Source organism: Paracoccus sp. (in: a-proteobacteria) (genome assembly GCF_039808215.1).
Taxonomy (GTDB): domain Bacteria; phylum Pseudomonadota; class Alphaproteobacteria; order Rhodobacterales; family Rhodobacteraceae; genus Paracoccus.
In genome coordinates this window covers 109,821-135,607 of sequence record NZ_JBDHSP010000003.1, presented here as the reverse complement: position 1 = coordinate 135,607, position 25,787 = coordinate 109,821, and the positions used below count along the sequence as shown (strand labels likewise).

The 25,787-nt window shown below is 68.3% G+C and carries 24 protein-coding genes and 1 tRNA gene; 14 read left to right on the top strand and 11 right to left on the bottom strand.

The features are described 5' to 3' along the window. Positions 1-58: 58 nt before the first annotated feature. The 4 genes from WMK75_RS02380 to WMK75_RS02365 all read right to left on the bottom strand — a co-directional run bounded on the left by WMK75_RS02380 (position 59) and on the right by WMK75_RS02365 (position 2,069). Positions 59-211: a hypothetical protein gene (locus WMK75_RS02380; protein WP_347266053.1), complete on the bottom strand. Its 153-nt coding sequence runs from the start codon at positions 209-211 to the stop codon at positions 59-61. Between the two features lie 177 nt (positions 212-388). Beyond that, complete coding sequence (locus WMK75_RS02375; protein WP_347266052.1) at positions 389-757, bottom strand: hypothetical protein; 369 nt, start codon at positions 755-757, stop codon at positions 389-391. Positions 758-1,084: 327 nt separating this feature from the next. Continuing rightward, positions 1,085-1,160 (bottom strand) — tRNA-Val (locus WMK75_RS02370). A gap of 42 nt (positions 1,161-1,202) precedes the next feature. Next, positions 1,203-2,069 (bottom strand): NAD(P)-dependent oxidoreductase, encoded by an 867-nt coding sequence (locus WMK75_RS02365; RefSeq protein WP_347266051.1) that lies wholly within the window; start codon positions 2,067-2,069, stop codon positions 1,203-1,205. A 130-nt stretch (positions 2,070-2,199) separates the two neighbouring features. Here WMK75_RS02365 and WMK75_RS02360 point away from each other — a divergent pair, with 130 nt between their 5' ends. Further along, entirely contained in the window at positions 2,200-4,671 is a 2,472-nt protein-coding gene (locus tag WMK75_RS02360) for a penicillin acylase family protein (RefSeq protein ID WP_347266050.1), read from the top strand. 284 nt (positions 4,672-4,955) lie between these two features. Next, the gene (locus WMK75_RS02355; protein ID WP_347266049.1) at positions 4,956-5,360 is read left to right on the top strand and encodes a hypothetical protein; all 405 of its coding nucleotides are present in this window, start codon (positions 4,956-4,958) and stop codon (positions 5,358-5,360) included. 24 nt (positions 5,361-5,384) lie between these two features. Here WMK75_RS02355 and WMK75_RS02350 read toward each other — a convergent pair whose 3' ends face one another. Further along, a complete protein-coding gene (locus WMK75_RS02350; RefSeq protein ID WP_347266048.1) occupies positions 5,385-5,807 on the bottom strand; it encodes a DUF1489 domain-containing protein in 423 nt (140 codons plus the stop codon). Between the two features lie 100 nt (positions 5,808-5,907). Between WMK75_RS02350 and WMK75_RS02345 the strand changes: the two genes are divergently transcribed. From WMK75_RS02345 to WMK75_RS02310, 8 genes are all read left to right on the top strand, one after another. Next, complete coding sequence (locus WMK75_RS02345) at positions 5,908-7,131, top strand: multidrug effflux MFS transporter (protein WP_347266047.1); 1,224 nt, start codon at positions 5,908-5,910, stop codon at positions 7,129-7,131. 111 nt (positions 7,132-7,242) lie between these two features. Beyond that, the gene (locus WMK75_RS02340; RefSeq protein ID WP_347266046.1) at positions 7,243-8,421 is read left to right on the top strand and encodes an efflux RND transporter periplasmic adaptor subunit; all 1,179 of its coding nucleotides are present in this window, start codon (positions 7,243-7,245) and stop codon (positions 8,419-8,421) included. 52 nt (positions 8,422-8,473) lie between these two features. Then, positions 8,474-11,581: an efflux RND transporter permease subunit gene (locus WMK75_RS02335; RefSeq protein WP_347266045.1), complete on the top strand. Its 3,108-nt coding sequence runs from the start codon at positions 8,474-8,476 to the stop codon at positions 11,579-11,581. A gap of 113 nt (positions 11,582-11,694) precedes the next feature. Beyond that, on the top strand, positions 11,695-12,990 hold the full coding sequence (locus tag WMK75_RS02330; RefSeq protein ID WP_347266044.1) for a short-chain fatty acyl-CoA regulator family protein: 1,296 nt from the start codon (positions 11,695-11,697) through the stop codon (positions 12,988-12,990). 59 nt (positions 12,991-13,049) lie between these two features. Then, positions 13,050-13,412 (top strand): response regulator, encoded by a 363-nt coding sequence (locus WMK75_RS02325; RefSeq protein ID WP_347266043.1) that lies wholly within the window; start codon positions 13,050-13,052, stop codon positions 13,410-13,412. Continuing rightward, the gene (locus tag WMK75_RS02320) at positions 13,409-13,666 is read left to right on the top strand and encodes a hypothetical protein (RefSeq protein WP_347266042.1); all 258 of its coding nucleotides are present in this window, start codon (positions 13,409-13,411) and stop codon (positions 13,664-13,666) included. The genes WMK75_RS02325 and WMK75_RS02320 overlap by 4 nt, the downstream gene beginning before the upstream one ends. Beyond that, a complete protein-coding gene (locus WMK75_RS02315) occupies positions 13,656-16,313 on the top strand; it encodes an ATP-binding protein (protein ID WP_347266041.1) in 2,658 nt (885 codons plus the stop codon). Before WMK75_RS02320 ends, WMK75_RS02315 begins: the two co-directional genes overlap by 11 nt. A gap of 34 nt (positions 16,314-16,347) precedes the next feature. Beyond that, on the top strand, positions 16,348-16,815 hold the full coding sequence (locus WMK75_RS02310) for a hypothetical protein (RefSeq protein ID WP_347266040.1): 468 nt from the start codon (positions 16,348-16,350) through the stop codon (positions 16,813-16,815). Between the two features lie 26 nt (positions 16,816-16,841). On the opposite strand, the gene WMK75_RS02305 is transcribed toward WMK75_RS02310, so the two are convergent. Next, the gene (locus WMK75_RS02305) at positions 16,842-17,624 is read right to left on the bottom strand and encodes a 3-hydroxybutyrate dehydrogenase (protein ID WP_347266039.1); all 783 of its coding nucleotides are present in this window, start codon (positions 17,622-17,624) and stop codon (positions 16,842-16,844) included. A 340-nt stretch (positions 17,625-17,964) separates the two neighbouring features. Between WMK75_RS02305 and WMK75_RS02300 the strand changes: the two genes are divergently transcribed. From WMK75_RS02300 to WMK75_RS02290, 3 genes are read left to right on the top strand one after another with little or no spacing between them, the layout of a single operon-like run. Beyond that, entirely contained in the window at positions 17,965-19,821 is a 1,857-nt protein-coding gene (locus WMK75_RS02300) for an extracellular solute-binding protein (RefSeq protein ID WP_347266038.1), read from the top strand. Positions 19,822-19,823: 2 nt separating this feature from the next. Next, positions 19,824-19,955: a hypothetical protein gene (locus tag WMK75_RS02295; RefSeq protein ID WP_347266059.1), complete on the top strand. Its 132-nt coding sequence runs from the start codon at positions 19,824-19,826 to the stop codon at positions 19,953-19,955. Continuing rightward, entirely contained in the window at positions 19,955-20,284 is a 330-nt protein-coding gene (locus WMK75_RS02290) for a hypothetical protein (protein ID WP_347266037.1), read from the top strand. Before WMK75_RS02295 ends, WMK75_RS02290 begins: the two co-directional genes overlap by 1 nt. Before the next feature lie 102 nt (positions 20,285-20,386). Here WMK75_RS02290 and xth read toward each other — a convergent pair whose 3' ends face one another. Further along, positions 20,387-21,172 (bottom strand): exodeoxyribonuclease III, encoded by a 786-nt coding sequence (gene xth / locus WMK75_RS02285; RefSeq protein WP_347266036.1) that lies wholly within the window; start codon positions 21,170-21,172, stop codon positions 20,387-20,389. A gap of 37 nt (positions 21,173-21,209) precedes the next feature. After that, complete coding sequence (locus WMK75_RS02280; RefSeq protein ID WP_347266035.1) at positions 21,210-21,545, bottom strand: iron-sulfur cluster assembly accessory protein; 336 nt, start codon at positions 21,543-21,545, stop codon at positions 21,210-21,212. A gap of 74 nt (positions 21,546-21,619) precedes the next feature. On the opposite strand from WMK75_RS02280, the gene WMK75_RS02275 reads away from it, so the two are divergent. After that, positions 21,620-22,756 (top strand): deoxyguanosinetriphosphate triphosphohydrolase, encoded by a 1,137-nt coding sequence (locus WMK75_RS02275; protein ID WP_347266034.1) that lies wholly within the window; start codon positions 21,620-21,622, stop codon positions 22,754-22,756. A gap of 5 nt (positions 22,757-22,761) precedes the next feature. Here the strand turns inward: WMK75_RS02275 and WMK75_RS02270 are convergent, their stop codons facing one another. From WMK75_RS02270 to WMK75_RS02260, 3 genes are all read right to left on the bottom strand, one after another. Then, on the bottom strand, positions 22,762-23,124 hold the full coding sequence (locus WMK75_RS02270) for a DUF305 domain-containing protein (RefSeq protein WP_347266033.1): 363 nt from the start codon (positions 23,122-23,124) through the stop codon (positions 22,762-22,764). Between the two features lie 70 nt (positions 23,125-23,194). Then, positions 23,195-24,088 carry a DMT family transporter gene (locus WMK75_RS02265; protein WP_347266032.1) on the bottom strand — a complete coding sequence of 298 codons (894 nt, stop codon included), beginning with the start codon at positions 24,086-24,088 and terminating at the stop codon, positions 23,195-23,197. 80 nt (positions 24,089-24,168) lie between these two features. Further along, entirely contained in the window at positions 24,169-25,764 is a 1,596-nt protein-coding gene (locus tag WMK75_RS02260) for a peptide chain release factor 3 (protein WP_347266031.1), read from the bottom strand. Positions 25,765-25,787: the final 23 nt, after the last annotated feature.

The window sequence follows — 25,787 nt, the reverse complement described above, 5'->3', positions numbered from 1 at the left end:
TCCAGCGCGTGGGCTGACATCACCGGGGAAAGGGGGAACTGCGGCCCGGTTCCGACTTCTACAACAACGCCCGTTTCCACTCGTAAAGTAGCGCCTCGGAAATGCCGAGGAAGTCGCAAAGCTCGCGCGGGTTCATCATGCGGGGGAATTTGAGCCGGGCTTCCAGCTCTTCAATGCGCCCTTCAAGGGCGCGCAGTTCGGGCGTGGACATATCAACGGTTCCTTGTCTGTCCAATCTGACAGTCGGAAACCCTCCGTTGATATTCGCTGGTGCGGGTCCTCACTCGGGTCCGCTTCCAGCGCGGCGCTGCCCGAGATATGCTGGTGCCCCCACTATGGGCGCGACGGTCTCACGACGTTGCGTTAGCACACCTAGAACGTAGTGCACTCAACTTTCAGGTTCAAGCTTCAAAGCAGGTACTACCTTGATCCGGTCGAAATAGACCTTCTCAATGTCCTCGACGGCGCGGCGGTTGCCCATCCGTTTCAGGTATTTCATCAGCATGTCGTTGCCCGCCCCAGCCTTTTTGTCGCCGCGCAGGAAGTGAGCAACATAGTCAGGCAAGAACGCCTCAGCCGACGCCTGCATGAAGTGCCGCCGTCCATCGTGCGGCAGAAACACCCGCTCTCGCTCGCCCTCCACCTCGGCAAAGGTGCCCTGCGGGTCCGTGATGTAGCCGGTGGCCGAATTGGCCGGGAACACCCATTCGCTGCCGTTCTGCCGGGTTGCCTTGAGCAGGTCGATCACTGTGTCCATCACAGGCATCCAGGAATTTACACCACCTTGACGGACGTGACCCAACTAAAGCAAGGATTGTTCGGTGCCCGACAATTGCACCGGCTCCGGAGCTTTGCCTTGTCTTCCTTTTGGAGCTTGCCGAGGTAAAAAAGCCGCATCGGTTTCGCACTTGGCATGGCAACGACGCAGACGCGGGAATCTGGCCCGCGCCTTCGTCCATTCCCGTCGCATGGCCACACCGGCTGCTGTTGGGACAGGGTCGGTGATGAAAAATGACCCGCTGCGATCGCGGCTTCCCGTTTCCGGCCTGCCAACGCAGCGCTGCAACGGCGCCCTTGAAAAATCTGGTGGGCGGTGAGGGACTCGAACCCCCGGCATTCTCGGTGTAAACGAGACGCTCTACCAGCTGAGCTAACCGCCCCCGCGCGGCTGATAGCGCGGCGGCCGCCGTCTTGGCAAGCGCTCAGCGCCGCAGCCTTGCGATCAGCGCCGAGGTGTCCCAGCGCCCGCCGCCCATGGCCTGCACCTCCTTGTAGAACTGGTCGACCAGCGCCGTCACCGGCAGCGAGGCGCCGTTCTCATTGCCGGCGGCAAGGCAGATGCCCAGGTCCTTGCGCATCCAGTCCACGGCAAAGCCGAAATCGAAGCGGTCTTCGGCCATGGTCTGGTGGCGGTTCTGCATCTGCCAGCTGCCGGCGGCGCCCTGGCTGATCACCTCGACCACCTGCGCGATCGAGAGCCCGGCCTTCTCGGCGAAATGCAGCGATTCTGCCAGGCCCTGCACCAGGCCCGCGATGGCGATCTGGTTGCACATCTTGGTCAGCTGCCCGGCGCCCGCGGGACCCAGCCGCCGGCAGATCCGGGCATAGGCGGCGATCACCGGCTCGGCGCGGGCATAGTCCGCCTCCTCGCCACCGCACATCACCGAGAGCTGGCCGTTCTCGGCCCCCGCCTGCCCGCCCGAGATGGGCGCGTCGACGAAACCCAGCCCGGCGGCCTGCGCGCTGGCGGCCAATTCGCGCGTGACCAGCGCCGAGACCGTGGTATGGTCGACCAGCAGCGCGCCCCTGGTCATGCCGGCGAAGGCGCCGTCTCCGCCCAGGCAGACCTGGCGCAGGTCGTCGTCATTGCCGACGCAGGTCATCACGAATTCGGCCTCCGCCGCCGCGGCGCGCGCGCTGGCGGCGACCCGGCCCTTGTGGCGCGCAGCCCAGGCCTCGGCCCGGGCGGCAGTGCGGTTCCAGACCGTGACCTCATGGCCGGCCGCAGCCAGATGCCCGGCCATCGGAAAGCCCATCACCCCAAGCCCCAGAAATGCAACGCGCGCCATCACTTTCTCCTCATGCCTGTGAAAGGCGCGTTGATCCGGCCCGCGCCCTGGCCTATGCAGCCCCGCATGATTTCCACCACCGGGCGCGGGGGTCAACCTCTGTGCCCCAATCCCGGGACCGCAGGCCGCCATGGTGACAATTTTCCGCTGGCTGGTGCGGCTGACGGTTGGGCTGATCCTGCTGGGCGTGGCGCTGGTGGCATTGTCGTGGTATTTTGCCATCCGTTCGCTGCCGGATTACGACGGCAGCTTCCAGGTCGAGGGCATCTCGGCCCCGGTCGAGATCGTGCGCACCACCGAGGGGGTGCCGCATGTCTTTGCCGACAACGACGAGGACGCGTTCTTTGCGCTTGGCCTCGCCCATGCCCAGGACCGGCTGTTCCAGATGGTGGTGCTGCGTCGCGCCGCCCAGGGCCGCCTGGCCGAGATCTATGGCATGGGCGCGGTCGCCGCCGACGACCTGACGCGGCGGCTGGGACTGTATCGCAATGCGCGTGCCTCGGTCGCGGCGCAGGATCCGGCGACCCTGGCCGCGCTGCAGGCCTATGCCCGGGGGGTGAATGCCTGGATCCGGCAGGTCAACCTGGGGGCCAGGGGTCGCGGCGCGCCCGAGTTCTTTCTGTTTCCCGACGAGATCGCCTATTGGGAGCCGGCGGATTCGCTGGCGATCCTCAAGCTGCTGGCGGCATCCTCGACGGTGCAGATGCGGCGCGAGGTGCTGCGCGCCCGCCTGTCGCTGGCCGCGCCCGAACGCGGGCAGGACCTGGTCGCCATGCGCGCCGAGCCTCCCCAGCCAGAATATGCGGCGCTGTTTGCCGGCGCGCCGATCGCCGCCGCGGAACGCGCGACGCCGCCGCGCGACTGGACGGCCGCGCTGGCGGGCTTTCTCTCTCCCGCCGCCGGTGCCTCGGCCAATGGCTGGGCCGCCGCCGGCAAGCGCACCACCGCGGGCGGCGCGCTGCTGGCCAATGATCCGCAATTCGCGCTGACCGCGCCGGGCCTGTGGTATCTGGCCCGGATCGAGCTGGAATCGGGCGGGGTCATCGGCGGCACGATTCCCGGCATTCCGGCAGTGCTGTCCGGGCGCAACCCGGCGCTTGCCTGGGGCGTGACCCCGGCGCAGATCGACGATCAGGACCTGCTGATCGAAGAGGTGCAACCGGGCGACGCCAACCGCTATCGCGACCTGCGCGGCTGGACCGAATTCGCCACCCGCCGCGAGACCCTGCGCATCCGCGACGCCGCGCCGCAGACCATCACCCTGCGCGAAAGCGTGAACGGGCCGATCATCCCGGGCCTGTACCTGGACATCGGCTCGGTGCTGCCCGCGGGCCATGTCGCGGCGCTGGCCTGGACCGGCGGCCGGGGCGAGGACAGTTCGATGAGCGCGCTGCTCGGGCTGATGCGGGCGCAGGACCGGCCCGCGGCCGCCGCGGCTCTGCGCGCGCTGGTGGCCCCGGCGCTGAGCGTCACGCTGGCGGATGCGCAGGGGGTCGGACAGGTGCTGGCCGGCGCCGTGCCGCAGCGTGCGGCGAACCACCAGACCGCCGGGCGCATGCCTGCCCCCGGCTGGCTGGCCCGCAACCATTGGCAGGGCCAGGCCCCCGCCGACCCGGGGCTGTCCGACATGTCGCCCGCGGATGGCGTGGTCATGGCCACGGGTGCGGCGCCGGCCAGACCGGCGGGCCTTGGCTTTGACTGGGAGGGCGGCCCGCGCCTGCAGCGCCTGCGCCATCTGATCGACTCGCGCGAGGTGCACAGCCGCGACAGTTTCATCGCCGCGCAGAACGACATCGTCAGCCCGGTGGCGCGCAGCCTGCTGCCGCTGGTCGGTGCCGATCTGTGGTTCACCGGCGAGCCGGCCGCCCCCGGCACCCCCGAGCGCCTGCGCCAGGACGCGCTGGAACTGCTGGCCAACTGGGACGGCGCCATGAGCGAGCACCTGCCCGAGCCGCTGATCCACGCCGCCTGGATGCGGGCGCTGCAGGACCGGCTGCTGCGCGACGAGATCGGCCCGCTCGCCGACACGCTGACCGAGCTTTACCCCGAATTCATCGAGCGGGTGTTTCGCAATACCGACGGCGCCGCGGTCTGGTGCGACATCCGCCAGTCCGCACCGGTCGAACCCTGCACCCTGATCGCGCGGCAGGCGCTGGATGCGGCGCTGCTGGAGCTTGCCGCGCGCTTTGGGCCGGATCTGGCCAGCTGGCGCTGGGGCGACCTGCACCGCGCCCGCCATGTGCATCCGGCGCTGGGCGACATGCGCGGCCTGTCCTATGTGGTGAACCTGCTGCAGCCCACCTCGGGGGGCGAGGACAGCATCGCGCGCGCCGGCACCCTCGGCCAGGGCCGCAACCCTTGGCAGCAGGTAACCGGCGCCACCTATCGCGGCGTCTATGACCTGGCCGATCCCGACAGTTCGGTGTTCGTCGTCTCGACCGGGCAATCCGGGCATCCGCTATCGCGCCATTACGACGACATGGCCGAATTGTGGCGGCGCGGCGAATATGTCGGCATGTCGCTGGACCCGGCGCTGGCCCGCGCCGCCGCCGCCGGCGTCACCCATCTTGAACCCGCGCCCGGGTCGGAAACCACGCGCTGAGCGCGGCGCGGGCAAGCCAGAATCATCGCCCTGCAACCGCAGGTAACCGGGGCGCCCTCAGCGCTAAGCAACTATAACTACGTAAACTCAATGCGTTACATTATTATCATTATGCATTTTCGACCTGTCCCAAAGGCCAGCTAGCCCGCGGCATTGGCAGCGTTCTAAGTGTATTGCATTCGGTGTTCTCTATTCATGGTTGGTGAGTGATGTTGGTTTCGGATAATGCCCACCCCGCAGCGGCTGCACGGTTCTCGCGTGGCGATCATGCCGTTCCGGGCCGCATGCCCCGCGGTCCGGCGCCGCTGGCGGTGGCGCGGCAGGAATTCCCGGGCACGGTCCAGGCCTGGTGCGAGCAGGGATTTTCGATCTGCGAAGGCTATCTGCTGGAACTGCAGGCCCTGCATCTGGACGGCAATGCCGAGGGTCTGCTGGCGATGATCGAGGCCCAGCCCGACCCCGAGATGGCGGCCGAGGCCATGGCCCGGGCCAATGTCCTGGTCAGCGGCGCGGCCTTTGCCCAGCTTTCGGGCCGGCCGCAACTGCTTGAGACCGGCGCGCCGGGACCCTGCTGGCCGATGCTCGCCAATCTCTGGCGCGCCATGGAGATGAGCAAGGGCGACCTGCCCATGCCGCGTCTGGCCCCCGCCTTTGAGCGCCGGCTGCGCGAGGCGCTGCGCCTGTCCTGAACCGGCTTCGGAACCGGCGCGCGATCAGCGCAGGCCCATCTCGGCCAGAGCATGGGCGATGTCGGCGGGCAGGTCGGGTTCGCCCGCGCGGCCCGAGGCCAGGTCGGGCGGCGCCTCGCTGCCCGGCAGATAGCGCCAGCCCTGGAAAGGCCGGCGCTGCACCGGCGAGACCCGCAGCAGTTCCGGCGCGAGAATCAGCGCGCAGCGCCGGATGCCGTCCTCGCCGGTGACCTCCTGCAGGTCGAGGATGCGCTGGCGGGCCTGCATCACCCCCTTGAACACCCAGTAGATCGAGCCGCCGTCCAGCAGTTCCGCCTCGCGCCGCGGCCACATGCGGGTGACGTGGCGCACCGGCTCGTCGCGAAAGCGCTGCTGCTGCCAGGCGGCCAGTTCGGCCGGGTCGTCGCAGCCGACGCAAAGTTTCATCAGGTTCAGGGATCCGCTCATGCGCGGGAATATAGTCCGCCATGCGCCGGCCGCAACCGCGCGGCCTTGAAGCGGGCGCGCGGGGGCGTTACCCCCGGGCGATCACAGGGGAAATCACGCCATGACCGATCCGAGCGCCAGCCACAGCGGCCGGCAGACCTTGCCGGAATTCATCGCCATGCTGGCGCTGATCTATGCGGTCATCGCCTTTTCCATCGATTCCATGCTGCCCGCCCTGCCCGAGATCGCCGCCGAGCTGACGCCCGAGAACGTGAACCGGGCGCAGCTGGTGCTGACCTCATTCGTCGGCGGCATGGGGCTGGGGCTGCTGGTGGCGGGGCCGATCTCGGATTCGCTGGGCCGCAAGCCGGTGATCACCGCCGGATTCGTCATCTATGCGCTGGCGGCCATCGCCGCGGTCTTTGCCGATTCCCTCGAGACGCTGCTGGTGTCGCGCTTTGTCCAGGGGCTGGGGGCGGCGGCGCCGCGCATCGTGGCGCTGGCCCTGGTGCGCGATCTTTACCAGGGCCGAGAGATGGCGCGGATCACCAGCCTGGTGATGATGATCTTCATCCTGGTGCCGGCCATCGCGCCCTCGCTGGGGGCGGTGATCATCCATTTCACCGGCTGGCGCGGCGTGTTCGCCGCCTTCGTGCTGCTGGCGCTGGTCAACAGCCTGTGGCTGAACCTGCGCCGCCCCGAGACCCTGCCGCCCGCCGCCCGCCGGCCGCTGAGCCTGCCCAGCCTGCTGGCTGCCGCGCGCGAGGTGATGGGCGACCGCCAGGTGCAGCTGGTGACGCTGGTGATCACGCTGGGCTTCGGACAGATGTTCGCGCTGCTCAGCTCGGCCCAGCAGCTGTTCGTGGACACCTATGACACCGGGGCGAATTTTCCGCTGTGGTTTGCCGGCATGGCGCTGCTTTCGGGATCGGGGACGGTGCTGAACGCGCGTTATGTCGTGCGCATCGGCATGCGCCGTATCGTGGTCATGGCCTATTGGATGCAGGTCATGGTCTCGGGGGTGATGTCGGTGCTGGTGCTGGGCGACCTGCTGTCCGAGGCGCTGCGCTTTCCGCTGTTCTTTGCCTGGGCGGTCAGCGTGTTCTTCATGGCCGGGGTGACCTTCGGCAACCTGAATGCCATGGCGCTGCAGCGCATGGGCCATGTCGCGGGGATGGCGGCCTCGGTGGTGGGGGCGGTCTCGACCTTTGGCGCGGTGCTGATCGCGGCGCCGATCGGGCTGATGTTCGACGGCACCGCAGGTCCGCTGATCCTGGCGACGCTGGTCTGCTCGGGCCTTGCGGTGCTGACCATGCAGCGAATCCATGAGGCATCGCACCACTGAACCCGGGGGGATGACGGGACGGAACCTGCGGCGCCGGGGACGATTGGGGATTGAAACTTGCGGCCCGAACTGGTGGAAGTGCGGCGTCACCTATTTGCCCGGAGCAACACGATGTCAGCGCTTTCGCGCCGCATGGCGGTTTTCCTGGCCCTGCCGCTGGCGGCGGGGCTTTCTTGCGCAGCGGCCGGCGCGCAGGAGGCCGGCCAGATGCCGCCGCAGCCGGTGACCGTCGTGACGCTGCATGCCCAGGACGTGCCCCTGACCACCACCCTGCCCGGCCGCGTCACCGCCTCGGCCCAGGCCGAGGTGCGGCCGCAGGTGAACGGCATCGTCACCGAACGCCTGTTCGACGAGGGCAGCCATGTGCGCAGCGGCGATCCGCTGTTCCGCATCGACCCGACCACCTATGAAGCCCAGGTCGCCCAGGCCGAGGCCGCCGTGGCCCAGGCCCGCGCCCAGGCCGACAACACCCGCCGCGAGGCCGAGCGCGTCGGCGCCCTGCGCGAGCGCAACGTGGCCAGCGAAAGCACCACCGACAACGCCATCGCCGCCCGCGACGCCGCCGAGGCGGCGCTGAAGGTCGCCGAGGCGCAGCTGCAGACCGCGCGCATCGAACTGGACCGCACCACGATCCGGGCCGAGCTGGACGGCTCGATCGGCCTGGCGCAGGCCAGCCAGGGGGCGCTGGTCACCGCCAGCCAGGCGCAGCCCATGGCGGTGATCCGCCAGCTGGACCCGGTGCATGTCGACGTGACGCAATCCGCGGCCGAAATCATCCGCTTTCGCCGCGAGATGGCGGCCCAGGACAACCAGCCGCGCCCCGACCAGAAGGTGACCCTGCGCCTGGCCGACGGCACGGAATACGACCAGACCGGCACGCTGACCGCCGCCGAGCCCTATGTGAACGAGACCACCGGCGTGGTGACGCTGCGCCTGTCCTTCGCCAATCCCGAGGGCATCCTGCTGCCCGGCATGTATGTGCAGGCGGTGGTGCAGCAGGCCATCGCCAAGGGCGTCATCCTGGCCCCGCAAGAGGGCGTGACCCGCGACCGCCGCGGCCAGCCCATCGCCCTGGTGGTCAATGCGCAAAACGTCGTCGAGCAGCGCCAGCTGCACATCCTGCAAGACAGCGGCAACCTGTGGATCGTCGACGAGGGGCTGCAGGACGGCGACCGCATCATCGTCGAGGGGCTGCAGAAGACCGGCGCCGGCGCCACCGTCGCCCCCGAGGAACGCAAGGCCGCCGCCCCGGCCGCGGCCCAGACCGGGACCGCGCAGCCGGCCAAGTAATCTGGCCAGCTGATCCGGCCCCAGCCCGCGAACTGCACAGGAAGAACCGCACATGGCCCGCTTTTTCATCGACCGTCCGGTCTTTGCCTGGGTGATCTCGATCCTGATCATGGGGCTTGGGATCCTGTCGATCCTGACGCTTCCCGTGGCGCAATATCCCCAGATCGCACCGCCCACGGTGTCGATCCGCGCCACCTATCCCGGCGCCTCGGCCGATACGGTGGCCAATACCGTGACCCAGGTGATCGAGCAGCAGATGACCGGGCTGGACGGGCTGCGCTATTTCAACTCTTCCTCGACCTCGGCCGGCAGCGCCACCATCGACCTGACCTTCGAGACCGGCACCGATGCCGACATCGCCCAGGTGCAGGTGCAAAACAAGCTGGCGCAGGCGACCTCGCTCTTGCCCGAGCCGGTGCAGCGCCAGGGCATCACCGTCGAGAAATCCGCCTCGGGCTTTCTCATGGTGGTGGGCCTTACCTCAAGCGATGACCGCTACGAGGCGGTGGACCTTTCGGATTATCTGATCTCGAACGTGGTCAACGACCTCAGCCGCATCGAGGGCGTGGGCTCGGTGCAGGTGTTCGGCGCGCAATACGCCATGCGCATCTGGCTCGACCCCTCGAAACTGGCCGCCTATGAGCTGACGCCCTCGGACGTGGTGGCGGCGGTCGCCTCGGAAAACGCGCAGATCTCGGCCGGGTCCTTCGGCAGCCAGCCGGCGCCGGAAGGCCAGATGCTGAACGCCACCATCACCGCGCAGTCGCTGCTGTCCACGCCGGCGGATTTCGAGCAGATCGTGCTGCGCGCCGAACCCGACGGCGGGCTGATCCTGCTGCGCGACGTGGCGCGCGTCGAGATCGGCGCCGAAGGCTACATGACCGACGCGCGCTATAACGGCAAGCCGGCCTCGGGCCTGGCGATCAGCCTCGCCTCGGGGGCGAACGCGCTGGACACCGCCGACCGGGTCAAGGCGCGGATGGAGGAATTCGCCCGCTTCTTCCCCGAGGGCATGGAATATGTCATCCCCTTCGACACCACGCCCTTCGTGCTGATCTCGATCGAGGAGGTGGTCAAGACCCTCGTCGAGGCCATCGTGCTGGTGTTCTTCGTCATGCTGCTGTTCCTGCAGAACTGGCGCGCGACGCTGATCCCAACGCTGGCGGTGCCGGTGGTGCTCTTGGGCACTTTCGGCATCCTTGCCGCGCTGGGGTTCACCATCAACACGCTGACCATGCTCGCCATGGTGCTGGCCATCGGCCTGCTGGTCGATGACGCCATCGTGGTGGTCGAGAACGTCGAGCGCATCATGGAGGAGGAGGGGCTCGAGCCCCACGAGGCCACGCGCAAGTCCATGGACCAGATCACCGGCGCGCTGATCGGCATCGCCCTGGTGCTGTCGGCGGTCTTCGTGCCCATGGCCTTCTTCGGCGGCTCGACGGGGGTGATCTACAAGCAGTTCGCCATCACCATCGCCTCGGCCATGGGCCTGTCGGTGCTGGTGGCGCTGACGCTGACGCCGGCGCTGTGCGCCACCTTGCTGCGAAACGAGCACGGGCACAAGACGCGCGGCATCTTCGGCCTGTTCAACCGTGTCTTCGACCGCATCATGCACGGCTACGGCTCATCGGTGAACTGGCTGATCCGCAGGCCGCTGCGCATGATGGTGATCTATCTGTGCATCGGCGCCGCCATGGTCACCCTGTTCCTGCGCACGCCCACGGGATTCCTGCCCGACGAGGACCAGGGCATCATGTTCGTGCTGGTGCAGGGTCCGACCGGCGCCACGGTCGAGCGCACGGATGCGGTGATCGACCAGATCCGCACCTATTTCACCGAAAACGAATCCGAGAATGTCGAATCCTTCTTCGGGGTCTCGGGCTTCAGCTTTGCCGGTTCGGGGCAGAACATGGGCATCGCCTTCCTGCGCCTCAAGGACTGGAAGGAACGGCCCGGCCCGGCGCAATCGGTGCAAGCAATCGCCGGGCGTGCCTTCCCGGCACTGATGCAGATCCGTGACGCCATGGTGTTCCCGATCGTGCCGCCCTCGGTGATCGAACTGGGCAACGTCTCGGGCTTCGACTTCTATCTGCAGGCCCGCGCCGGGCAGACGCATGAGCAACTGCTCGAGGCGCGCAACCAGTTGCTGGGCAGCGTCGGCCAGGACGGGCGCATCGCCTCGGCGCGGCCGAACGGGCTGGAGGATGCGGCGCAATACAATCTCGACATCGACTGGCGCAAGGCCGGCGCCATGGGGGTCTCGGCCACGGATGTGGGCGGGCTGCTGTCGGTGGCCTGGGCGGGGCGCTATGTGAACGATTTCATCGACCGCGGCCGCATCAAGCGCGTCTATGTTCAGGGCGAGCCGGATTCGCGCGCCGTGCCCACCGACATCGACAGATGGCGCATCCGCAACGATTCCGGCGGGCTGGTGCCCTTCTCGAACTTTGCCGAGGGCCGCTGGAGCTATGGTCCGCAGGGGCTGAACCGCTACAACGGCGTGCCCGCGATGCAGATCCAGGGCAGCCCGGCGCCGGGCGTGTCCAGCGGCCAGGCCATGGCCGCGATCGAGGAGGTCGCCGCGCAGCTGCCCACCGGTTTCGACGTGGCCTGGACCGGGCTTTCGCTTGAGGAACAGCAGGCCGGCAACCAGACCATGCTGCTTTACGGCCTGTCGCTGGCGGTGGTGTTCCTGTGCCTTGCCGCGCTTTACGAAAGCTGGTCGATCCCCTTCGCGGTCATGCTGGCCATGCCGATCGGGGTACTGGGCGCGCTGGTCGGTGCCTGGCTGGGCGGTTTCGACAATGGTGTGTTCTTTCAGGTCGGGCTGCTGACGGTGATCGGGCTCACCGGCAAGAACGCCATCCTGATCGTCGAATTCGCCCGCGAACAGGCCGATGCCGGCAAGCCGCTGTTTGCCGCGGTGGTCGAGGCGGCGCGCCAGCGTTTCCGCCCGATCATCATGACCTCGGTCGCCTTCTCGCTGGGGGTGCTGCCCTTGGTGCTGTCGACCGGGGCCGGCGCCAATGGCCGCAATACCATCGGCGCCACGGTGCTGGGCGGCACGGTCTCGGCCACGGTGCTGGGTGTACTGTTCGTGCCGCTGTTCTTCGTGCTGGTGCGCCGGGTGCTGAACCGCCCGGACAAGACCGACGCCTAGGCCGCGGGGCGCTTGTCCCGCCGGTCGCGCCGCCCTAAGCTTTCGCTCGGCACAGGCCGCGCGGCGCAGGACAGCATGGACGCCACACCCCCCTTTCCGCCTGGCGCGGAAACATGACGATGCAGCGCCCGCCCCCGGTGCGGTCGCAGCCGGCGCGGCCGCTGATCGGCACGCGCATCCGTGAAAGGCGGCTGTCGCTGGGGCTGCGCCAGACCGACATCGCGCAGCGCGCCGCGATCTCGGCCGCCTATCTGAACCTGATCGAGCACAACCGCCGCCCGGTGGGCGAGGCGCTGCTGGCGCGGCTGGCGCGGGCGCTGCAGATCGACGCGGCGGAACTGGCCTCGGACCGCGAGGAGGCGCTGCTGGGCCTTCTGCACGAGGCCGCCGCCCGCCTGGGCGCGGCGGCGGGCATCGCGGCCGAGACCGAGCGCATCGCCGAATTCACCGCGCGCTTTCCCGGCTGGGCCTCGGTGCTGGCCGGCGCCCTGCGCCGCACCGACGCGCTGGAACGACGGCTGGTGGCGCTGTCGGACCGCATGCGCCGCGACCCCTATCTGCTGACCACCCTGCACGAGGTGCAATCCGCGGTCACGGCGCTGCGCTCGACCGCCTCGATCCTGGCCGAGACCCCGGAAATCGAGCCCGAGTGGCGCGACCGTTTCCACGCCAATCTCGACAGCGACAGCCAGCGCCTGTCGCGCACCGCGCAATCGCTGGTCGCCTATCTGGACAGTTTCGAGGATGACGCGGTGCCGATGTCGCCGCAGGAAGAGGTCGAATTGTGGATCGCCGCCGGCCAGCCCGACCCGGCCGAGGCACCCGAACTGGCCTCGGACGCGGCGAGAAGCATGGCGGGCGGGCTGGTGGCCGCCGTGGCCCGCGACCGCGCCGCCCTGCCCGACGCGGCGCTGGCTGGCGCGATCGACGCGCTGGACGAGGGTGGCGCCGACCCGGCACGACTGGCGCTGCATCTGGGCCGGCCGCTGGATCTGGTGCTGCGCCGGCTGGGCATGCTGCGCCCCGGGCCCTGGGCCCATGCCGGGCTGATCATCTGCGACGGCTCGGGCGCGGCGCTTTATCGCCGCACCGCCCCGGGGTTCGAGCTGCCGCGCCCCGGCGCCGGCTGCGCGCTGTGGCCGCTGTTCGAGGCCCTGGCCCAGCCGCAGCTGCCGGTGGCGCGGCTGATCGAGACCCCTGCCGGGAACCGCTTTGCCGCCTGGGCGGTCAGCGAGCGGCTGCTGCCCATGGGGTTTGACGGCCCGCCGCTCGCACGCGCGCAGATGCTGTTCCGCCCGGCGCTGGCCGCGGACCTTCGCCCGCCGCTGCCGGTCGGTCCCGCCTGCCGCATCTGCCCGCGCAAGGACTGCCCGGCCCGGCACGAACCCTCGATCCTGGGGCCGGGTTGAGTTTTGACAAAGCCGCCGCGCGCCCCCATGATCGCCCCCGGAATCAGAGGAGCCTGCCCGTGACCCAGGCCGTCGACGTGCTGCTGATCGAGGACGAGCCGAGCATCGCCGAGGCGGTCCGCTTCATCCTGTCCCGCGACGGCTGGAGCTGCGAGCAATGGCACGAGGGCAGCGGCGCGCTGGAACGCATCCGGGCGCTGGCGCCGCGGCTGCTGATCCTTGACGTGATGCTGCCGGGGCGCAGCGGCGGCGAGATCCTGGCCGAGCTACGCGCCGACGCGGCGCTGCGCGGCCTGCCGGTGCTGCTGCTCAGCGCCAGCGGCACGGCGAACCTGCCGGGCAGCGCCGACCGCGTGCTGGCCAAGCCCTTTGCCAATGCCGATCTGCGCGCCATGGTGCGCGAGATCCTGGCCGCGGGATGAGGCTGCAGTCGCGCCGCCTGTTTCTGGGCCGCGATGCCTATCGCCGGCGCCGGCTGGCGGATGCGACGCGCGTGCTGCCCTTCCTGTTCGCGCTGCTGGTGCTGGTGCCGCCGATCTGGCTGCCGCAGCATTTCAGCTTTGCCCGCGGCGCGATCTGGCTGGCGGTGGGCTGGGCCGCGACCATCGCCGCCACCGCCGCCCTGCACCGGGCCCTGGGCCGCAGCCCGGCCGCGGAGGACGAGGATGACGCCTGAGACCCTGGGCGCGGCCTCGCTGGCCTATGTGGCGCTGATGTTCCTGCTGGCGCATCTGGCCGACCGCGCCGCCGCCCGCGGCGCCTGGCGCTGGATGGACCGGCCGCTGGTCTATACGCTGTCGCTGTCGGTCTATTGCTCGGCCTGGACGTTTTACGGCGCGGTCGGCTATGCCAGCCGCTCGGGGCTGGAATTCCTGACCATCTATCTGGGTCCCGGCATCGTCTTTGCCGGGGCCTGGTGGGGGCTCAGGCGCCTGGTGCGGGTGGCGCGGCTGCATCGCGTGACCTCGATCGCCGACCTGATCTCCAGCCGCTACGGCAAGTCGGCGGGGCTGGCCATGCTGGTGACGCTGATCGGCGTGACCGCGGCGACGCCCTATGTCGCGCTGCAGCTGCAGTCGGTGTCGATGGCGCTTGGCGCGTTTTCGGGCAGCGACCACCCGCTGCCCCATGACGTGGCGCTGTGGGTGGCGCTGGGCCTTGCCGCCTTCACCATCCTGTTCGGCACCCGCAACCTGGCCGCGGACGAGCGCCATCACGGCGTGGTCATGGCCATCGCCGCCGAGGCGGTGGTCAAGCTCGCGGCCTTTCTGGCGGTGGGCAGCTATGTGCTGTGGGGCCTTGCCGACGGGCCGGCGGATGTGCTGGCGCGCATCGACCGCATGGCGGTCTCGGCCGAGGGTCAGGGCTGGATCATCGACCCCGAGCGCTGGTTCGCGCTGATCGCGCTGTCGGGCGCCGCGGTCATGGTGCTGCCGCGCATGTTCCATGTGCTGGTGGTCGAGGCCAGCGACGACGACCGGTTGCGCCAGGCCGGCTGGGCCTTTCCCGCCTATCTGGCGGCGATGTCGTTTCTGGTGCTGCCCATCGCCGTGGTCGGCGCCGACGTCCTGCCCGCGGGTGCCAACCCGGATCTTTACGTGCTGGAACTGCCGCTGTCGCAGGGCCATGACCTCTTGGCAGCGCTGGTGTTCATCGGCGGCTTTTCCTCGGCCATGTCCATGGTCGTGGTCAGCGCCATCGCGTTGTCGACGATGATGGCCAATCACTGGCTGGTGCCCTTGTGGCTGTGGTTGCAGCAGGCGGCGCTGTCCGAGCCGCGCGAGGACCTGGGCGCATTGATGCTGAACGCGCGCCGCCTGGCCATCGTCGCGGTGATCGGCGCGGGCTGGCTTTACCACCGCATGTCGGGCGGCACCTCGGCGCTGGCGGCCATGGGCACGGTGGCGTTTTCAGGCATGGCGCAGGTGGTACCGGCGATGATCGCGGGTCTGCTGTGGCGCGGGGCCACGCGGCGCGGCGCCCTGGCCGGGATCAGTTCGGGGGCGCTGATCTGGGCGGTGCTGGTGTTCCTGCCCTCGCTTGGGCTGATCGGCAGGCCAGTGCTGGCCGAGGACATCGACCCTTTCGCCGGCGCCGTGCTGCTGGCCCTGGGGGTGAACACGCTCTTGCTGACCCTGATCTCGCTGGCGGATTTTCCCGATCCGACCGAAAGGCTGCAGTCGCTGTCCTTCGTGCATGCCATCGCCCCGGATGCCGCCGGCACCGAGGCGCGGCCGGCGATCCGGTCAGAGGCGCTGCTGACGCTGGCCGGGCGCATCTGGGGCAGCGAACACGCGCTTGAGGTATTTCGCAGCGCCGCCGACGCCCAGGGGAAAAGCGGCTACCTGCCCGACCCCACGCCGCGCTTTCTGGCGGATTTCGAGCGGCTGCTGGCCGGCACCGTGGGGGCGGCGACCGCGGCGGCGCTGGTCGCCCGCGTCGCCGGCCAGGGCGATCTGACCGTGGCGCATCTGATGGAGGTCGCGGGCGAGGCCAGCCGCGCGCGCGAGGACAACCGCCGCCTCGAATCCGCCTCGGCCGAGTTGGAACGTTCGACCGCCATGCTGCGCGAATCGAACGACAAGCTGACCCGGCTCTCGTCGCAGAAGGATGCCTTTCTGGGCCAGATCAGCCATGAGCTGCGCACGCCCATGACTTCGATCCGCGCCTTTTCCGAGATCATGATGGAGCCGGACCTGCCCGAACGCGACCGGGCGCGCTTTGCCGCCATCATCCATGACGAGGCCGGGCGGCTGACGCGGCTGCTGGACAACCTGCTGGACCTGTCGGTGCTCGAGGCGGGACAGGCGCGGCTGAACCCCGCGGTGGTGAACCTGCACGATCTGATCGAACGTGCGCTGCTGGCCTCGGGCGCGGCCAGCCCGGCGCGCGAGATCGCAATCCGCCGCAACCCCGCGGCCGAACACATGCCGGTGATCACCGACCCGGACCGGCTGCTGCAGGTGCTGATCAATGTCATCGCCAATGCCCGCAAATATTGCGACGCCGCGGCGCCACTGATCCGCATCGAGACGCGGCGCAGCAACCTGGGCGGGGTCGAGATCGACATCGCCGACAATGGCGCCGGCATCGGCCCCGAGGGCCATGCGCTGATCTTTGAGAAGTTCGCCCGGCTGAACGATCCCGCGCGCGCCGGCGGCGCCGGCCTGGGCCTGGCGATCTGCCGCGAGATCATGGATTTCCTCGGCGGCGCCATCACCTATCTGCCGGGCCAGGGCGGCGCATGCTTTCGTATCTCGCTGCCGGCCTTGCCGCCACTTCGCAACCCGCCGCAGCCGGGCAAGGGCGCACGGCCCGGCTGAACCCGGCTGGCGTCCTTAGCCCCACCCCTGCTAGATGGGGCGGTCCGGGCGCCTCAGGAAGGAATGTCGCGATGAAGCTCAGTTTCGCAAGAATGTCGGCCGCGCTGGCCATGGCCCTGCTGGCGGCACTGCCGCCGGTGCCGACCCCGGCAGGGGTCATGGAAAGGGTCACGGCAAGGGCAATGGCGCGCAGGCCCGCCACCAGGGCGAACGCGGGCAGGGCAGCGGCTACCGCGCCGACTGCCCGACCGGTCTGGCGAAGAAGAGCCCGCCCTGCGTGCCGCCGGGCCAGGCCCGCAAGGCCGAAGCCCGCCACGGCCGTCATGTGGGCGAGATCCTGCGCCTCGGCGATTATGTGATCCTGCGCGATCCCTGGCGCCACGACCTCGCGACGCGGCCCGACTGGCGCTATTACCGCGACGGGGACCGCGTCTATCGCGTCGATCGCGACACGCGCCGCATCCTTGCGGTGCTGAACCTGATCGACGCCTTTTCCGACTAGACGCCCTTTCCGACTGCGGGCGGCGGCTACATCGCCGTCCAGCCGCCGTCCACGGAAATCGTCGTACCGGTGATCTGATCCGCCGCCGGCGAGCACAGGAAGGCCGCAGTGCCGCCGATTTCCGCGACCGTGGCGAACTGTCCCGAGGGCTGGCGCTGCAGCATGACCTTGGCGATCACCTCCTCGCGGCTCATGTTATGGGTCTTCATCTGGTCGGGGATCTGCTTTTCCACGATCGGGGTCAGCACATAGCCGGGGCAGATGGCGTTGCAGGTGATCGATTCGCGCGCGGTCTCAAGCGCGGTGACCTTGCTGAGGCCGACGATGCCGTGCTTGGCCGCGACATAGGCCGACTTGAACTCGCTGGCGCGCAGCCCGTGCGCCGAGGCGATGTTGACGATCCGCCCCCAGCCCGCCTTGCGCATCATCGGCAGCGCCACCGCCGTGGTGTGAAAGGCCGAGCTGAGGTTGATGGCGATGATCGCGTCCCATTTCTCGACCGGGAACTGGTCGATCGGCGCCACATGCTGGATGCCGGCATTGTTCACCAGGATGTCGCAGCGCCCGGCCTGCGCGATCAGGGCGCGGCACTGTTCACCCTTGGACATGTCGGCCTGGATATAGCGCACAGTCACCCCGTGTTCGCTGGCCATGCTCTGGGCCAGGGCGTGATCCTCGGCGCTGTCGGTAAAGCTGTTCAGCACGATGTCGGCGCCGGCCCGCGCCAGCTCATGCGCGATCCCAAGCCCGATGCCCGAGTTCGAGCCCGTCACAACCGCCGTCTTGCCACCAAGGAATTTCTGGAACATAGCTGCCTCCCGCACGCTGTCGCAGGCGCAGCATGGGAAAAATCCCCGGCTCGCACAAGGGCGGGCGGTGCCGGTCTGCACGGGGGGAACGGCGGGCACCGGATCACGGTTCGCTCACGTTTGCGTGTGCGCCGCCGCGGTGCGGGGATGAAAAAAGCGCCCGCACAAGGCGGGCGCAAGTCATGAGGCAGGTTTCATACAGGCAAGAAACCTATCGAGCAGTGCCTTATCTATACGCTTTTCGCCCCCAGAGTCCAAGGCGTAAGTTTGCCTCGCGATGAAGCCGCGGTTAAACTGGCCACCAACAAGACCAGCGACCCGGAAAACAGGGCCATCGAGCATGCGAATCTTCAAATTTGCTGACGAATCCGCGATCTGGCGCCGGATCGCCTTATGCGTGTGTGTTGCATCCATGCCGCTGGCAAGCCCCGCCGAGCCCATGCATGCCATTGCAATGTATGGAGAACCTGCGCTGGCGCCGGGGTTTTCGCACCTGCCTTACGCCAATCCGGACGCACCGCAGGGCGGCACGATTCGCCTGGCGGAAAGCGGCACTTTCGATTCGCTCAATCCCTGGATCCTGATGGGCAATCCGGTCTGGCCGATCTTCACCCAGCCGGGGCTGGTGACGGAAAGCCTGATGATGCGCTCGATCGACGAGCCCTTCACGCTTTATGGGCTGCTGGCCGAAAGCGTCGAGACCGACCCCGACCGCACCTGGGTCGAATTCACCCTGCGCCCCGAGGCGCGGTTTTCCGACGGCACACCGGTCACCGTCGAGGACGTGATCTGGTCCTATGAGACCCTGGGGACCGTGGGGCACCCGCGCTATACCGCCGTCTGGTCCAAGGTCGCGAAGCTGGAACAGACGGGCCCGCGCCGGGTGCGCTTCAGCTTCAACACCGCCGACCGCGAACTGGCGCTGCTGATGGGCATGCGCCCGATCCTGAAAAAGGCGCAATGGCAGGGCCGCGATTTCAGCCAGTCCGGGCTAATGGCGCCGATCGGATCGGGGCCCTATGTCGTGGGCAAGGTCGATCCCGGCCGCGCGATCAGCTTTCGCCGCAACCCCGATTACTGGGGCCGCGATCTGGCGGTCAGCCGCGGCCTGCACAATTTCGACGAGATCCGCTACGACTATTTCGGCGATGCCAATGCCATGTTCGAGGCCTTCAAGGCCGGAGAGATCGATGTCTGGCGCGAACTGGTCGCGGCGCGCTGGGACAGCAATTTCGACTTTCCCGCCGTGCGGGACGGAAGGGTGGTGAAATCCGAGATCGCGCATCAGCGCCCATCGGGGATCATGGGGCTGGTGATGAACAGCCGCAACCCGCTGTTCGCCGACTGGCGGGTGCGGCAGGCGATGATCGAGGCCTTCAACTTCCAGTTCATCAACATGACGCTGTCGGGCGGCAAGGATCCGCGCATCGCGAGCTATTTCTCGAACTCGGACCTGGCGATGACGCAAGCGCCCGCCAGCGGCCGGGTGGCCGAGCTGCTGGCGCCCTTTGCCGCGACGCTGCCGCCCGGCGCGATCCAGGGCTATGCCCTGCCCGAGGGCGGCGACCGCGCCATCGACCGCAAGGGCATCCGCGCGGCGCTGCAGCTGCTCTCCGAGGCCGGCTGGCACGTGCAGGAGGGCGAGCTGCGCGACGCCCGGGGCCGGCCCTTTGCCTTCGAGATCCTGCTCAACCAGTCCGGCAGCGCCATGCGCAGCAGCGCCGAGACCCGGCAGATCGTCGACATCTTCGTGGAATCGCTGCGAAATCTTGGCATCCATGCGCAGGTGACGCTGCTGGACGCCGCGCAATACGTCCAGCGCACGAACAATTACCAGTTCGACATGACCTGGTATGAACGCGGCCTGTCGCTGGCGCCTGGCAACGAACAGATGCTGTATTGGGGCCATGAAGGGGTTGCGAAACCCGGGTCGAAAAACTGGATGGGCATGGATTCGCCCGCCGCCGAGGCGATGATTGCCGAGATGGGCCGCGCCCGCACACGCGAGGATTACCTTGCCGCGGTGCAGGCGCTTGACCGGATCTTAACCGCCGGACGCTATGTCATTCCGGTCAGCTATTCGCGGATTTCGCGCTTGGCCCACAAGTCGGACCTGCATTATCCTGAAAAGACGCCGCTTTACGGTGACTGGCCGGGATTCATGCCGGAAACCTGGTGGCATGAGGAAAGGAAGTGAAATTGGTTCGGATCGCAACCCTTGTCGCCATGCTGGCGTTGGCAGGATGCAACACCGTCGCCGGCGTGGGCGAGGACATCACCGGCGCCTCGCGCATGGTTCAGGGCGAAATGGGCGGAGGAGGCGGATACTGATGAGATGGAGCAATGTTCAGGCCAACTGGTCCGCCTTCTACGAGGCGATCGCCGAGAAATGGCCCGAGGCCGAAGAGGACGAACTGGACGGAATCGACGGCGACCAGCGCGCCTTCATCCAGTATATCTCCGAGGTCACCGGCCAGGATCTGGCCGAAACCCGGGACGAGATCCGCGAATGGCTGGCGGGCGAGATCCCCTCGGACGTGGTCATGGACCCGACCCATGACGGCCATTCCATCGCGCTGTCGGCGAAATACGTCGGCGAGGGCGAGGACGAATATGCCGACGACGCCCGTTTCGGCGATGACGAGGACGAGGAAGGCTGAGCCCGCGCCGGCGATGCCGCCGGCAGGTTCCGTTCCCCGTGCCGGCCTTCGCCGCAGGGCTCGTGTCAGGCAGGAATGTGGCGGGAACGGCCGTCCGCCGCCTCAGGCGTCCAATTCCACCCAGACCGGCACGTGATCGCTGGGCTTGTCCCTGGCCCGCTCGTCGCGGTCGATGCCAAGCCCGGTCAACAGATCGGCGGCCTGGGGCGACAGCAGCACATGATCGATGCGGATACCGTTGTCGCGCTGCCAGGCGCCGCCCTGGTAATCCCAGAAGGTAAAGGGGCCGCGTGTGGCGTCCGGGTCGTGCAGCCTGACCGCATCGGTCCAGCCGTCGAACAGGATGCGCCGCAACGCCGCCCGGCTTTCCGGCTGGAACAGCGCGTCATCGTGCCATTTCTCGGGATGCGCGGCGTCGCGCGGCTCGGGGATGACATTGTAATCGCCCAGCATCACCGTGGGAAGCTCGGCCGCAAGCAGCTCGCGGGCGCGGGTGTGCAGCCGCTCCATCCAGGCCAGCTTGTAGTCGAATTTCGGCCCCGGCTGCGGATTGCCGTTCGGCAGGTAAAGCCCGGCGATGCGCACCGCGGTCCGCCCGATCACGCTGGCCTCGATATAGCGCGCCTGCTCGTCGTCATCGTCCCCGGCCAGGCCGCGGCTGACATCCTCGAGCGGCAGCAGCGACAGGATCGCCACGCCGTTGAAGCCTTTCTGCCCGTGGGTCTCGACGGCATAGCCGAGATCCTCGATCGCCTCGCGCGGGAATGCCTCGTCCTGGGTCTTGATTTCCTGCAGCACCACGACATCGGGCCGCGCCGCGGCCAGCCAGCCGGTCAGGGTCTCGATCCGGGCGCGCACGCCATTGATGTTGAATGTCGCGATCTTCATGGCGCGACACTAGCGGCCCGTGCCTGGCAAGGCCAGATCAGATCGAAAAGGAGGTGCCGCAGCCGCAAGACGCCGCGGCATTCGGATTCTCGATGGTAAAGCGCGCGCCGATCAGTTCGTCGGCAAAGTCGATCACCGCGCCGGCCAGATAGGGCAGCGACACCGGATCGACCACCACGCTCTGGCCGCCGCCCTCAAGGATCAGGTCGTCCTCGGCCGGCTCGTCCAGGCGGATGTCGTATTGAAAGCCCGAGCAGCCGCCCCCCGAGACCGCGACGCGCAGGGGACGCGCCGGCCCGTCGCCGTTGATCTCGGCCAGGCGGGCAAAGGCGCGATCCGTCACCCGGGGCGGCAGGTTCAGTTCCATGTTCATGCGGCGTTCCCGTTTCCGTCGTCAGAACCGGAATATAGGCTGCCGCCGAATGCCCCGCAAGGAACGCAAGCCCGATGACGGCACCCTATGCCTGCCAGCCCCCGCAAAGCCGCGGCCGCCGCTGGCCCGAACGCATGTCCACCTTCCGCAGCCCCTGGCAGCGGGACCGAGACCGGATCATCCACTCCTCGGCCTTTCGCCGGCTCAAGCACAAGACGCAAGTGTTCGTCGAACATGAGGGCGATTATTACCGCACCCGCCTGACCCATACGATCGAGGTGGCGCAGGTCGCGCGCACCATCGCCGGCACGCTGGGGTTGAATACCGACCTGGCCGAGACCGTGGCCCTGGCCCATGACCTTGGTCATCCGCCCTTCGGCCATACCGGCGAGGACGCGCTGGCGGCGCTGATGGCACCCTTTGGCGGCTTTGACCACAACGCCCAGGCGCTGCGCATCGTCACCCGGCTTGAGCGCCATTACGCCGACTTCGACGGGCTGAACCTGACCTGGGAAAGCCTCGAGGGCATCGCCAAGCACAATGGCCCGATTACCGGCGCCCTGCCCTATGCGCTGGCCGAGGTGAACGAGGAATGGGATCTGGAACTGCACAGCAACGCCAGCGCCGAGGCCCAGGTCGCCGCCGTCGCCGATGACGTGGCCTATAACCACCACGATCTGCATGACGGGCTTCGGGCCGGCCTGTTTTTCGAGACGGACCTGGCCGAGCTTCCGGTGGTGGGCGAGGCATTTGCCCAGGTGGACCGCCTGCACCCCGGGCTGGAACCGATGCGGCGCCGCCACGAGGCGCTGCGCCGCGTCTTTGGCATCATGGTCGAGGATGTGATCGCCGTGGCCCAGAACCGGCTGAGCAGCCTGCAGCCGCAGGGCGCGGACGAGATCCGCGCCATGGAGGGCCCGATCATCCGCTTTTCCAAGCCGCTTTACCAGAATCTCAAGGCGATCAAGCTGTTCCTGTTCCAGCGCATGTATCGCGCCCCCAGCGTCGTCGCCGAGCGCCAGCGCGTGACCGGGGTGCTGAACGGGCTGTTCCCGCTGTTTCTGGCCGATCCGTCGAAGATGCCCGAACACTGGCGGCTGGCGGCCGAAGCGGCCAACAGCGATACCGGCCGCGCCCGTGTGGTGCTGGATTACGTCGCCGGCATGACCGACCGCTTTGCCATCCAGGAGGCCGAGCGCCTTCTGGGCTGAGGCGCCTATTGCAGCTTGTCGTGCAGGTCCAGCCAGGCCTGCATGGCGGCGATCTCGGCCTCCTGCGCGCGGATGACCTCTTCGGCCATCTTGCGCACCTCGGGGTCCTTGCCATGCTCCAGCGCGATCCGCGCCATGTCGATGGCGCCCTGGTGATGCGGGATCATGCCGCGCATGAAATCGACATCGGCATCGCCGGAATAGTCGATCATCATGTCCTGGTGCATCTTCTCCATCGCCTGCTGATAGGCCAGGGTCGTGGGATCGGCGGCGCCATGGCCCATCGCGCCATGGTCCATCGCGGCTTTGTCCTGCGCAAGCGCCGGTGCCGCGATCAGCGCGGCAAGGGCTAGGGGGGCAAGGCGCATGGGTATTCTCCTGATTGTTGCGTGGCGCCAGCCAAGCACCCGGGGCCGGCAGGGGCAAATTACAAAGCCGTCAGCGCAGAAAGATCAGCGCCATGCCGGCGACCGCGATCGCCGCCCCCGCCCATGAGGTGGCCGAGGGCCGCGCCCCGGTCATCACCCACAGCACCGGCAGGATCAGCACCGGCGACAGCGCCGACAGCGTCGAGACGATGCCGACCTTGCCACCCTGCAGCGCAAACATCAGCAGCGTCATGCCGGTGACCATGGCGACCAGCCCCGACATGGCGCTGAGAAACAGCACCCGCGGCGTCGGGCGCGCCAGCGGCTGCACGGCACGGATCGGCAGCGCCATCAGCGCCGCCAGGCAGACCACCGCCACGCCGACCCGGATCAGCGAGGCCACATAGGGGTCAAAGCCCTCCGCCATCACCGGCCGCGCGATCAGCGATCCCAGCGCCTGCCCCGCCGCCGCCAGCAGGCCAAAGCCGGCCGCGACCCAGACCGGGCCGCGCACCGCCTCGAAGCGATGCGTCCCCGAGCGGCCGGGACTGCCCAGTACCGCCAGCGCCACGCCCAATGATGACAGCACCACCCCAAGAACCGCCGCCGCGCTCAGATCCTCGCCCAGGGCATACCAGCCCATCAGCGCCGCCATCGGCGCGTTCATGGCAAACAGCGCTCCGGCCCGGCGCGGCCCCAGCCGGATCAACGCCATGTAAAGCAGCGTGTCGCCCAGAAAGATGCCGACGACGCCCGAAAGCGACAGCCGCCACAGGTCCTCGGCGGCGATGGCATGCCAGCGCGCGCTCAGCGTGATGATCGCGGCCAGCATGACGGCCACCATCGCCTGCCGCAGCCGGTTGAAGCCGAATGGCCCCAGCGCCTGCGCCGGCGTCTGCGACAAGAGCCCCGTCACCGCCCAGCAGGCGGCCGCACCCAGCGCCGCCAGTTCATGCACCGGCATGAACCCCTCCCCCTCGTTTCCTCAAGGCCATAGGCCCCGGTCGGGACCAGGGCAAGCCGTCCGCTGCGGGGGACGGGCCCTCAGGCCATCATTTCCTTGGTGGCGGTCAGATGCAGTTCGGGATGGTCGCGGGTCACGCGGTCGATGTCCCATTGCAGACGCGTCAGATAGACCAGATCGCCGTCATGGTCCTGCGCCATATGGCCCTTGTTCACCTGGGCAAAGCCCTCGACCTTGTCGCGCGGTCCCGACAGCCAGCGCGCCGAGGTGAATTGCGAGGGCTCGAAGCGCACCGGCAGGCCGTATTCGATCTCGATGCGGCTGGCGAGAACGTCGAATTGCAGCGCCCCTACCACGCCGACGATGAAGCCCGCGCCGATCATCGGCTTGAACACCTTGGCCGCGCCCTCTTCGGCGAATTGCATCAGCGCCTTCTCCAGATGCTTGGCCTTCATCGGATCGCCGGCGCGGATGTTTTGCAGCAGTTCCGGGGCAAAGCTGGGGATGCCGGTGAAACGCAGCGCCTCGCCTTCTGTCAGCGCGTCGCCGATGCGCAGCTGCCCGTGGTTCGGGATGCCGATGATGTCGCCGGCCCAGGCCTCGTCGGCCAGTTCCCGGTCGGCGGCCAGGAACAGTACCGGGTTCGACACCGCCATCGGCTTCTTGCTGCGCACATGCAAGAGCTTCATCCCACGTTCGAAATGCCCCGAGGCAAGGCGCACGAAGGCCACGCGGTCGCGGTGCCTGGGGTCCATGTTCGCCTGCACCTTGAAGACAAAGCCGGTGACCGGCGTCTCGCTCGGGCCGACCGGGCGTTCGGCCGATTTCTGCGGCTGCGGCGCGGGGCCAAAGGCACCGATGCCGTCCATCAGTTCACGCACGCCAAAGCTGTTGATCGCCGAGCCGAACCAGATCGGCGTCATGTGCCCTTCCAGGAAGGACTTGCGGTCGAAGGCGGGCAGCAGTTCGCGCGCCATCTCAAGCTCCTCGCGCAGCTGCGCCAGCTGCGCCGCGGGCAGATGCTCGGCCAGTTTCGGATCGTCCAGCCCGCTGATCTTGACCGATTCCGCCACGCGGTTGCGGTCGGCGCGGTCCATCAGCTCAAGCCGGTCGTTGAGCAGGTCATAGGCGCCCAGGAAATCGCGCCCCGAGCCGATCGGCCAGCTGGCCGGCACCACGTCGATGGCAAGGTTTTCCTGGATCTCGTCGATGATCTCGAACGGATCGCGCGATTCGCGGTCCATCTTGTTGCAGAAGGTCAGGATCGGCAGATCGCGCAGCCGGCAGACCTCGAACAGCTTGCGGGTCTGGCTTTCAACGCCCTTGGCGCCGTCGATGACCATGATCGCCGCATCCACCGCGGTCAGCGTGCGGTAGGTGTCCTCGGAAAAATCGCTGTGGCCGGGGGTGTCGACCAGGTTGAAGCGGTATTCGTCGAACTCGAAGGACATCGCTGAGGCCGAGACCGAGATGCCGCGGTCCTGCTCCATCTTCATGAAATCCGAGCGCGTGCGCCGCGCCTCGCCCTTGGCGCGCACCTGCCCGGCCATCTGGATGGCGCCGCCGAAGAGCAGGAATTTCTCGGTCAGCGTGGTCTTGCCGGCATCCGGATGCGCGATGATGGCGAAGGTGCGGCGGCGGGCGATTTCGGGCGGAAGGTCGGGACGGTTGCTCATGCCCGGCGCTTTACCCTTCTGCG